The sequence below is a fragment of the Duganella sp. FT27W genome (genome assembly GCF_009295655.1).
GTDB lineage: Bacteria > Pseudomonadota > Gammaproteobacteria > Burkholderiales > Burkholderiaceae_D > Rugamonas > Rugamonas zoogloeoides.
In genome coordinates this window covers 1,046,451-1,056,318 of the sequence record NZ_WHIV01000002.1, presented here as the reverse complement: position 1 = coordinate 1,056,318, position 9,868 = coordinate 1,046,451, and the positions used below count along the sequence as shown (strand labels likewise).

The following is a 9,868-nucleotide window of genomic DNA, read 5'->3' as shown; positions in this document are numbered from 1 at the left end:
TGGTTACCACGGCGTTTTCTTTTCCCAGTCCGGGTCGAAGCCGGTGCAGGCGGCGGCCACCGCGAGGTAGTCGCCGTAGGCTTCGGCCAGCAGCACCGGCGGCACTTGCGCCAGCGGCACTGTGCTGTAGTCGTAGCGGTGCGCGCCGTGGCGGCGGAACGAGAGCGACTTGAGCACGGCGGTGATATTTTCCTCGGGCAGGCTGCTGCCCGAAAATTCGATCACCACCGCCAGGCTGCTGGCCGCGAAATCCTTGTGATACTCGAAGAAGACGCCGCCGTCTTCCGCCGCGCCGCGCTGGTAGCCACGCTTGGCAAAGGCGCCACGCAGGGTGAAGCTGTCGGATAGCCAGCCCAGGCGGTCGTCGATTGCGCTGCCGTCCCGCTGCGCGGGCAGCGCATGCGTCATCTGCGCGAACAGCGGCGTCAGCTTGTAGTCCTTGCAGTGCGCGGTCCAGGCGGCAGCGGCGGCGGCCGGCAGCAGCGCGCCATGCGCCAGGCGTACCTGCGCCGCGTCATCGAGATCGATGTCGTCATCGCCGGCGTCGATCAGGCTGCCGTCCTCGGTGGGGCGGAAGCAGCGCGTGACCACTATGCCTGCGCCATCGACCGCCACTTCTTCCCATATCAGCTGTTGCGCCAGGCGCCCGACCACCGGGTGGCGCAGCAGGTACTGGCGCCATTCGGCGGCGGGCCAGCGGCGGCCGGCGCACATGGCCTCGTACAGGCGGCTGGTCTGCATGTCCACCACCTGTTTCACTTCCTTCTTGCAGGTGGCGAACTGCTGTTTGGCTTCCTTGATGGCGTCCGCATCGTCGTCCTGGCGCGGCGCCGGCAGTGCGGCCACCGTTTTGCCTTCTTCGTTGCGCAGCACCGGCTTGAGGGCCGCGTCGAGCGAGACGGTAAATACGCGGCTGCCGTATTGCAGCGCCATGCGGCCGCTGTCATCGAGGCCGCCGGTGGGCACGGTGCGGTCGGCCAGCTCGTCCTGGGTCCAGCCATTGCGGTCGGCGATGCGCTGCACCAGCATGCGCGCCTTGTCCTGCACCGACGCCGTGCGGTAACGGCGCGCGATACCGAGCGCGAACTGGATCACGGCGCCGTCGTTGGAGCCGCAGGCCGCCTCCAGCAGCGCCTCGACCTGGGCGCGGCGCTGGTAGTGGTCGCGCATGTACTGCTGGATGGCGCCCACCAGCTGTGCGCCCGGCACGCAGGCCACCAGCGCCAGCATGCCCTTCTCGTTGATGGCCGTGCCCAGGTACTCGCTCATTTTATCGCGCTTGAGCTGGTCGTACAGCTGGGCGCGCATCTGTTCGAGGGTAAGCCTGGCCTGGCCCGCGTAAGCCTCGGGATAGCGCTTGATCGAGGCGAGATAATCCTGGTAGTGCCGGTCCACACTGGCATCGACGTCGGCGTTGAGGTCTTCCAGCGGCGGACGCGCGGTGTCGCGCGCGATGAAATGGTGCAGCAGCAGCGTGCCCAGGGCGGCGGCCGACGGCCTGGATAACAGGCCCAGGTAGCGCTCCAGCAGTGCATTGCCGCCCGGTTCCTTGAGCTTGCAGGCCAGGATCACCCACCAGCGGATGATCTCTGCCTCGACCGGTGTACCGTCGGCCCAGGTGCAGGCGGGCAGGCTGTCGAGATCGAGCCACGCCATGCTGGCCGGCGGCTTGGCCTTGAGGCCCTTGCGCGCCTGCGCCAGCAGTTTTTCCGGCGCCAGGTAGGCGGCGATATCCACGCCCAGTTGTTCAAGCGCGGTCATCATGGCGGCGCTGGCAGTTTCGCGCGTTTCCTTGTCGAGCGCCGCCTGCAGCGCCGGGATGCCGGCGCGGTAGTCGAGCGCGGCCAGCCAGCGTGCCGCTTCGATGCGCAGCTCCTGTTTACCCGATTGCAGGGCATCCACCACGCGCTTGCCGATGTCGGGCATGCGCGCCATGGCCTGGCGGGCGGCCGCGCGGTGGGACTTGCCTTCGCCCAGCGCCAGTTCCATCAGGGTGGGTACCCAGCGCGGCGGGATCACGGGGAACGTGGCCAGCACCGCCAGCGTGCAGCCTACGTCGTGAGAGTAGCGGTCGAGGTTCGCCGGCGCCAGCCCGAGACCGATATCGATCAGCTCCGGATGCTCGGCAAACAGCGGCCACACGCGGTCGGCCGGCAGTTGATCGAGCAGGGCCGAGCCGCCGTGCGGCTGCAGCAGGCTGGCGCCAAAGGCGCGGACGTCGCCGCCGCATTGCCCTACCAGCGCCATCAACTGGCGCAGATCGACCCGCCCCTGGTCCTGGCGCCGCAGCCAGTTCTGGAACAGCGGCCGGGTCCACAAGCCCCAGTAATTAAAACCGCTGCCGACGGTCAGGCGCAGTACTTGCAGCAAGCCGAAGTCGGCGCGCGCTTCGAGGCGCCCGCCCAATTCCAGCGTGGCCATAAGATCGCGGTCGGCCAGCAGCGCGCGGGCCCGCTCGCCGCCCTTGCCACCTTGGCCACCTTGGCCATTGACGGCCAGGATCGCGTCGCGCAACATGCCGTCGTCCAGCTTGCGGTAGCGGGCGTACTTCTCCTGCGCAAATTTGTAGGGATGGGTGCGGTCACGGTTGTCGGCAATTTCCTGTTCCGCGCCGGTGCGGTAGCGCTCGAGCAGTTCGAGCCGGTTCTGCCGCAGCAGCTCAATCGCATCGTCGCCCAGCACCTCGGTGGGCGGGGGCGGCAGCGGCGGGGGCTCCGGCAGCGACAGTTCGCCGGCATCGGTGGCTGCGCCCAGACGCGACAGCGCCGCCTGGATCGCCTGCTGCACCGTTTTGCCGGCTTCCCGCGCCAGCGCCGCCTCCAGCACCGAGCGCGCGGCCTCGCCCTGGGTGCGTGCCAGCAGGTCGGCGGCGTTGGCGCGTTCGCCGGTGCGGCCGCCAGCCAGCAGTTCGGCCAGCGCCGCCAGCGCGGCGGGTTGGGCGATGCTGTCCATCAGGGGGATGGCTGCTGCGCGCACGGTCTTGCTGTCGCCTGCGGCCATGGTGATGATGAGTGTATCGAAGGCAGCCAGCAGCGGCGGGTGGCTGCCCAGGCGCTTGAGCAGCTGGATGCGGCCGACGGCCGACAGCGTGCGGCCGGCTGCTTCCACCTCGGCGGGACGGGCCAGCATGTAATCGTCGAGCAGGCCGGGCGCGAGTAGCGGCAGGTAGATACGGTTCTGGTGATAGCTGTCGATACCACTGCGCTCGAAAACGATCGACAGCACTGGTATTGTGCAGCGACTGTCGTCCGCCAGCAAGGCGGCCAGCAGCGCGACCGTCCATGCCGGTCGTAGTTCCGGCGTGATGTCGGACCTGCCGATGTTACGGGGGGCAGTGTTCCACAGCGCGTCGTTGAGCAGGGTTTGCAGCCAGTCGGGCAGACCGTCGATAGGGCGGCTCAGGTGCTGCGCCTGGCCGGCTGCCGCCAGCACTTGCCCCAGCCGCGCCAGCAGGGCGACCTGCTCCGGTTCGCCCGTCACACGCTGGTACAGGCTGGCGCGCGCGCGCAGGCTGGCCGTGGCGGCCTCCGTGGCGCCGGCCTGCGATTGCGTGCGGCCGCCATACACCCAGCCGATCAAGCCCGGATCGCCCAGCGCTTCGAACGGCAAGCCACCGAGCGCCGCCAGTGCCGTTAGCACGGACGGATCGTCGCCGCTGGCGACGAAGTTGGCCGCGCGGGTGGTCAGCGTTTTGTCGGTCAGGTCCAGGCCGGCCAGGCCGCTGCGGATCACGGCCAGGTCCGAGCTCAGTGCAAGGCGTGCGGTGCCAAGGGCATCCATTATCTTTTTTAACATTGGCGAACAGGCAAATCAAACGAACCGCATGCTGACATGAATCCCCGCTTTGGGCAAATCGAGGTCGGCCGGTTCACTCCCATCGCACCTTTTTTTGCCAGTCCGGATCGAAGCTCGCGCAAGCTGCCGCCACCGCGTGGTAGTCGGCCCAGACTTCGGCCAGCAGCGCCGGCGGCAACTGCCGCAGCGGTATCTCGCCACCGCCGTAGCGGTGCTGACCCAGCTTGCGCACGCCCAGCGTTTTGAGCGCGGCAGGATCGTTTTCGCCGGACAGCGCACCGCCGCTGATCTGGATGCCCACGTACAGGCCGGCGCTTTCGAATTCCTTGTAGTACTCGTAGAAAACCGGACCGTGTTCGGGCGGGGCGTTGCGGTAGCCGCGCCTGGTGAACGCGCTGCGCAGCTTGTAGCTGTCGGCCAGCCAGCCGAGGCGGTCGTCGATGACGCTGCCTTCCGGTATCGCGGCCACCGGCAGCGCGTGCGCCAGTTGCGCGAACAGTGGCGTGACCTTGTAGTCTTTCAGGTGCGCGGCCCAGGCAGCGGCAGCCGGTGCATCGAGCAGCACGCGGTGCGCCAGGCGTACGCCGGCGCCCTCGGCGAGCGCAAAATCGTTGTCGTCCACATCGATCAGGCTGCCGTCCTCGGTGGGCCGGAAGGTACGCGCCGGCGCCGTATCGGATGGCACCTGCTGCCACACCAGCCGCTGCGCCAGCCGGCCCACCAGCGCATGCTGTTGCAGGTAGGTGCGCCAGTCGGCTGCGGGCCACACGCGGCCGGTGCACATGGCTTCGTACAGGCGGCCGGTCTGCAAGGTCACTACCTGTTTCACTTCCTTCTTGCAGGCGCCCAGCAGCTGTTTGGCCTCCTTGGCCGCATCGGCATCGTCGTCCTGGCGCGGTTCGGGCAGGGCGGCGATCACCTTGCCGTCGGCGTTGCGCAGCACGGGCTTGAGGTCGGCGTCGAGCGTGACCGTGAACTGGCGGCTGCCGAACGACAGCGCCAGCGTGCCGTGGTCATCGAGGCCGCCGGTGGGCACGGTGCGGTCGGCCAGCTGGTCGCGGGTCCAGCCGTTGCGGTCGGCGATGCGCTGCACCAGCGTGCGCGCTTTTTCCTGCACCGACGTCGTGCGGTGGCGCCGGGCTACGGCCAGCATCAGCTGGATCACGGCCGTGTCGTCGATGTTGCTGGCCGCTTCCAGCAGCGCTTCCACCTGCGCGCGGCGCAAGTAGTGCACGCGCATGTAGTCGCTGGTGATGGCGGTGAATTCGCGCCCCGGCACGCCGGAGGTCAGCGCCAGCATGCCTTTTTCAGAGATTGCGGTGCCGATATAGGAGGCCAGATGTTCGCGTTTGAGGTCTTCGTACAATTGCTCCGTCGTGGGCATCTCCATGCCCATGTGGTGGTGTGCCGACTGGTACAGTGCCAGCGTACGGCGCTGGTTGGCGTCGGCCCACGCCATCGCTTCTTCCAGCGACGGCCCGCGGGTGTCATGGCCGATGAACCGGTGCAGCAGCCAGCGGCCCAGCGTCGCGCGCGCTTCCGGCGCCAGCAGCGACAGGTAGCGCTCCAGCAGGGGATTGCCGGCCGGTTCCTTGAGCTTGCACGCGAACACCACCCACCAGCGGATGATCTCGGCCGCCACCGGCGTACCGTCGCGCCAGGCGCACGGCGGCAGGGCGTCGAGGTCGAGCCAGGCCAGGCCGGCGGGCAGCCTGGCCTTGAGGCCCTTGCGCGCCTGCGCCAGCAGCTTGTCGGGCGAGAGGTGGGTGGCGATGTCCTCGCCCAGCGCTTCGAGCGCACCGAGCATGGCGGCGCTGGCCGCTTCGCGTATCTCCTTGTTCAGCGCCGCTTGCAGCGCCGGCAGCGCAGCGCGGTCGCCGAGCGCGCCCAGCCAGCGCGCCGCTTCGATGCGCACTTCCTGCTGGCTCGATCCCAGCGCCTCGCTCACGCGGGCGACGATGTCCGGCACCCGGGCCAGCGCCTGCTGGATGGAAGCGCGGTCGGTCTTGCCCGTGCCCAGCGCCAGTTCCAGCAGGCGTGGCAGCCAGCGCGCGGGCATGACCGGGAACGTGGCCAGCACCGACAGCGTGTTGACCACGCTCGGCGTATAAAAATACGTGGCCGGATCGAGCGGCGGCGCCAGCCCCAGGCCGATGTCGATCAGTTCCGTGCGTTCGGCGAACACCGGCCACACGCGGTCGGCCGGCAGCATCTGCTGCGGCGACTGTTCGTCGTTCCAGTACAGGCAGGTCAGCGGCAGGTGCAGGCCGTTGGCGCCGCTGGCGTCGATGATCGCCACCAGCTGTCGCAGATCGACCTGGTGCTGGTCCTGTTGCGCGAACCAGGCCCGGAACAACGGATGGCGCCAGATGCTGCCGCCTTCGCGCCGGGTGGCCGTCAGCCGGCGCAGCAATTGCGCCAGGCCGAAGTCGGCGCGCGCCGCCAGCAGGCCCCGGTAGTCGAGCACCGTGTCCACCGCCGGCGTGGCCAGGGCGGCCAGCGGCGCCTGGCCATTGAGCGCTTGCACCGCCTGGTGCAGGTGCTCACCGGTGACGGTGCTGTACAGCGCCAAGGCGCGCTGGGAATAGTCGGACTGGTACTCGCGGTCACGGTTTTTTTCGATTTCCTCTGCCGCATCGAGGCGTGCCTGTGCCAGCAGCGCCGCGTGGTTGGATTGCAGCAGCTCGACCGCGTCATCGGCCAGTACCTCTTGCGGGGCCGGCGGCAGCGGCGGGGGCGCCGGCAACTCCGGTGGCTGTGCTGTGGCGGTGGGTGTCAGGCGGCCCAGCGCGGCGCGGATCGCCTGCGCGGCGGCCTTGCCGGTGGTATCCGCCAGAGCCGCCTCCAGCGCGGCGCGGGCGGCATCGCCATGCAGGCGTGCCAGCAGATCGGCGGCGTGGCCCACTTCCGCGCTGCGGCTGCTGCGCAGCATGGTGGCGAGCAAGGGGCCGAGCCGGTCGCGGTCGATAGCGTCGAGCATTTGCGCAGCGGCAGTGCGCACGACCTTGCTGCTATCGAGGGCCAGCCGCAGCAGCAGTTCGGCGAACGGCGCCAGCAACGGCGGGTGGCTGCCCAGGCGCTTGACCAGCATGACCCGTCCTGCCACCGGCAGCACGGGCGCCAGCGCCGCCACTTCGGCGACGTGGGCCCGCAGGTAGTCGTCCAGCGCGCCGGGCGCCAGCAACTGGCGCAGTACCATGTCGGCCTGGTAGGGATGAAGTTCGCGCCGCTCGAACACGATCGGCAGCAACAGCGATTCGGGCTGGCCGTCGTCGGCCAGCAGCGCCGCTACCAGGGTGACGTTCCAGGCCGCGCGGTCTTCGGGGCCGCTGGTGCGGCGCTCCCAGTTGAACGTACCGCCAAGGGCGTCGTTGAGCAGATATTGCAGCCAGGCGGGCGTGGACGGCGCGGTGCGCACAAGCAGCTGCGACTGGTCGGCCGCTGCCAGTACCTTGCCCAAGCGCACCAGCATGGCGACGCAGGCCGGCTCCAGTGTCGTAGCGCAATATAACTGGTGGCGGCCGCCAATGCTGGCCTGCGATGCTTGATGGAAGCCGACTGGCGTACCGATCATCTCGTTCCAGGCGAGGTGGCCCGGGTAGCCAAGCGCGGCTCCGGCTGTTCCAGGTGTACCGGGCAGGGTCGCCAGGTGGGCCAGCACGGCCGCGTCGTCGCCGCTGGCAGCATATCGGGCTGCGCGCTGCGCCAGGCCGGTTTCTATCAGGTCCAGGCCGGTCAATCCGGGTTGCAATAATGTGAGCATTGAAGTTGCATCAAGTTTGGCAGTTGCATATTTTGCCATGCCTCCCGTGCGGCTGGGGAACAACGTTGCGCGCTCGACATTAAAAATCGGGTAAGATCATTTTGATAATGTCATTTAGGCATTTCCATTCGCCAGGAGACCCGCATGAATCGTACCGCCGTCGTTGTGCCGTTGATCGTTGTTGCGCTGCTGGGCGCGTGCAAGAAGCGCGAGCCCGAGCCGGCCCCGGCCGCCGAAACGCCGGTCGCTGCGGCGCCGGCCGCCGCCACGGCAACGCCACCGGCCGAGCAGACGGCGGAGCAGCAGGAACTGGCGCGCAAGCAGGCACTGCTAGCCTTCGCCACGAAGGAAGACAAGTTCATCAACGATCCGCGTGCGCAGTGGGCGGCCGAGGCCAAGGCCAGTTCGGTGTTCGGCGACAAGGACAAGAGCGTGTCCGACTCCAACAAGCCACAAAGCGCGGCGGGGCCGGCCGATGGCCGCAACTGGATGAACGACAATATCGACAAGGGTTTTGACTGGCTGGAAACCACGTACGCCACGCCCGTCAACGCCACCGAAGTGCGGGTGGTGATCACCGGCGGCCAGGGTGTGCAGGCGATTAACAAGGTGGAATTGCAGGATACCGATGCCAAGTGGCACACGGTGTGGGAAGGGCTGAGCGACGTCAGGAAAGAAGAAAACGGCAACCGTACCTGGTTCGTGCGCACCTTCGACAAGACCGCCTACAAGGCCAAGGGCATCAAGGTGACGTTTGCCAACAATTTACAGCACGATTACAAGGCCATCGACGCCGTGCAACTGGTGGGCGACCAATAGCTGGTTGCCCCGGCATTAATCGCCTGGTAATTAATCGCTTGGTAATTAATCATTGTATTGCGGGTCTTCCCGCGCGGGCAGGCGGCGCCGGTCCGGCTCGTTGAGCACGCGGGCGATCACCGCCAGCGGCACGCCGGCGTCTTCCATGAAGGCGGCCGCTGCGGCACGGCCCTCGCTTTTCAGCAGGTCGAGCCCCGCTTCGACCGCGATGGCCTTGCTGCGGTCTGGTCGTGAACCTGGTTCCGGGTTGTTCATGGTGCGTCCTGCTTCTGCTGGGGAATATGGGTTGACAATAGCATAAACCCCGCACGGCGTCAGGCGTGGCAGGGCTGGCAGGCGGCGGCAATGGTGCTGACGATTTCATCGAGGCTGGCCGGCTTGGTCAGGTGGTCGTTGAAACCGGCCGCGCTGGTGCGCTGGCGGGTGCCCTTGTCGCCCCAGGCCGAGAACGCCACGATCGCCACGTCGCGGAAATCCGGCCGTGCTCGCAACGCGGCAGCCACCTGGAAACCGTCCATGCCGGGCATGCCGAGGTCGAGCAGGATGACGTCCGGTGCAAATGCCTCGGCCGCCTGCAAACCCTGCTGGCCACCGTAGGCCACTGCGGTCTGGTAACCATAGAGGTCGAGCAACTCCGAAGCGACATCGGCGGCTTGCGCGTTGTCATCAACGATCAGGACACGTTTACTAATAGAAGGGGAATGGTCCATGGCTGGCAATCGAAACGTTGGCAACCATCAAGGTCGCGGTCTTTCGGCTGGGTCCAGGCCGGAGAGGGGCTGCGCGCGGGGAGGTGGCACGCAAAAGTGTGAAATTTTTCCTACAGGCAAATTATAGATCGAAATGCATTTGTGTGCCGGTAAACGGTTGATAAAAACCGCGTCGTCGCCACATAAGTGGCCTGACCAGATCAACGAAAAGGAATGATGATGAGCGCAACTGACAAAGCTGTCCTGGCTGGTGGCTGTTTCTGGGGCATGCAGGACCTGATCCGTAAAATGCCCGGCGTGGTCGCCACGCGGGTGGGTTACAGCGGCGGCGACGTGCCCAATGCCACCTACCGCAACCACGGCACCCATGCCGAAGCGATCGAGATCGAATTCGACCCGGCAGTCATTTCCTACCGCAAACTGCTGGAATTCTTCTTCCAGATTCACGACCCCAGCACCGCCAACCGGCAGGGCAATGACCTCGGCACGAGTTATCGCTCTGCCATTTATTATGCTGATGAGCAACAGAAGTCAACCGCCCTGAACACGATCGCCGACGTCGATGCGTCGGGCCTGTGGCCCGGCAAAGTGGTGACCGAACTGGCGCCGGCAGGGCCGTTCTGGGAAGCCGAGCCCGAACACCAGGACTATCTTGAGCGCATTCCCAACGGCTACACCTGCCATTACGTGCGGCCGGGCTGGCAATTGCCTAAGCGCTAAATCTTTATAAATCAGTCACTTGCCGTTCGGAAGGTATCCGGAAGGACGGCAGTGACGTGGG

The 9,868-nt window shown here is 67.0% G+C and carries 6 protein-coding genes; 2 read left to right on the top strand and 4 right to left on the bottom strand.

Features of this window, described 5'->3' with window-relative positions; all coding sequences use genetic code 11:
* Window positions 1-3 precede the first annotated feature (3 nt).
* Window positions 4-3,780 (bottom strand): DUF4132 domain-containing protein, encoded by a 3,777-nt coding sequence (locus F8197_RS10825; protein ID WP_152881809.1) that lies wholly within the window; start codon window positions 3,778-3,780, stop codon window positions 4-6.
* A gap of 88 nt (window positions 3,781-3,868) precedes the next feature.
* Window positions 3,869-7,558 carry a DUF4132 domain-containing protein gene (locus F8197_RS10820; protein WP_227012189.1) on the bottom strand — a complete coding sequence of 1,230 codons (3,690 nt, stop codon included), beginning with the start codon at window positions 7,556-7,558 and terminating at the stop codon, window positions 3,869-3,871.
* Window positions 7,559-7,702: 144 nt separating this feature from the next.
* On the opposite strand from F8197_RS10820, the gene F8197_RS10815 reads away from it, so the two are divergent.
* Window positions 7,703-8,377 carry a hypothetical protein gene (locus tag F8197_RS10815; protein WP_152881808.1) on the top strand — a complete coding sequence of 225 codons (675 nt, stop codon included), beginning with the start codon at window positions 7,703-7,705 and terminating at the stop codon, window positions 8,375-8,377.
* 45 nt (window positions 8,378-8,422) lie between these two features.
* Here the strand turns inward: F8197_RS10815 and F8197_RS10810 are convergent, their stop codons facing one another.
* Together F8197_RS10810 and F8197_RS10805 are read right to left on the bottom strand one after the other, a co-directional pair.
* A complete protein-coding gene (locus tag F8197_RS10810) occupies window positions 8,423-8,632 on the bottom strand; it encodes a hypothetical protein (RefSeq protein WP_152881807.1) in 210 nt (69 codons plus the stop codon).
* A 59-nt stretch (window positions 8,633-8,691) separates the two neighbouring features.
* On the bottom strand, window positions 8,692-9,087 hold the full coding sequence (locus F8197_RS10805) for a response regulator (RefSeq protein ID WP_152881806.1): 396 nt from the start codon (window positions 9,085-9,087) through the stop codon (window positions 8,692-8,694).
* A 219-nt stretch (window positions 9,088-9,306) separates the two neighbouring features.
* Between F8197_RS10805 and msrA the strand changes: the two genes are divergently transcribed.
* Window positions 9,307-9,807: a peptide-methionine (S)-S-oxide reductase MsrA gene (gene msrA, locus F8197_RS10800; protein ID WP_227012188.1), complete on the top strand. Its 501-nt coding sequence runs from the start codon at window positions 9,307-9,309 to the stop codon at window positions 9,805-9,807.
* Window positions 9,808-9,868: the final 61 nt, after the last annotated feature.

Coding starts and splice junctions, on each gene's coding strand:
- F8197_RS10805 (WP_152881806.1), bottom strand. CDS start 9,087: ATGGACCATTCCCCTTCTATTAGTAAACGTGTCCTGATCGTTGATGAC.
- F8197_RS10825 (WP_152881809.1), bottom strand. CDS start 3,780: ATGGATGCCCTTGGCACCGCACGCCTTGCACTGAGCTCGGACCTGGCC.
- F8197_RS10820 (WP_227012189.1), bottom strand. CDS start 7,558: ATGCTCACATTATTGCAACCCGGATTGACCGGCCTGGACCTGATAGAA.
- msrA (WP_227012188.1), top strand. CDS start 9,307: ATGAGCGCAACTGACAAAGCTGTCCTGGCTGGTGGCTGTTTCTGGGGC.
- F8197_RS10815 (WP_152881808.1), top strand. CDS start 7,703: ATGAATCGTACCGCCGTCGTTGTGCCGTTGATCGTTGTTGCGCTGCTG.
- F8197_RS10810 (WP_152881807.1), bottom strand. CDS start 8,632: ATGAACAACCCGGAACCAGGTTCACGACCAGACCGCAGCAAGGCCATC.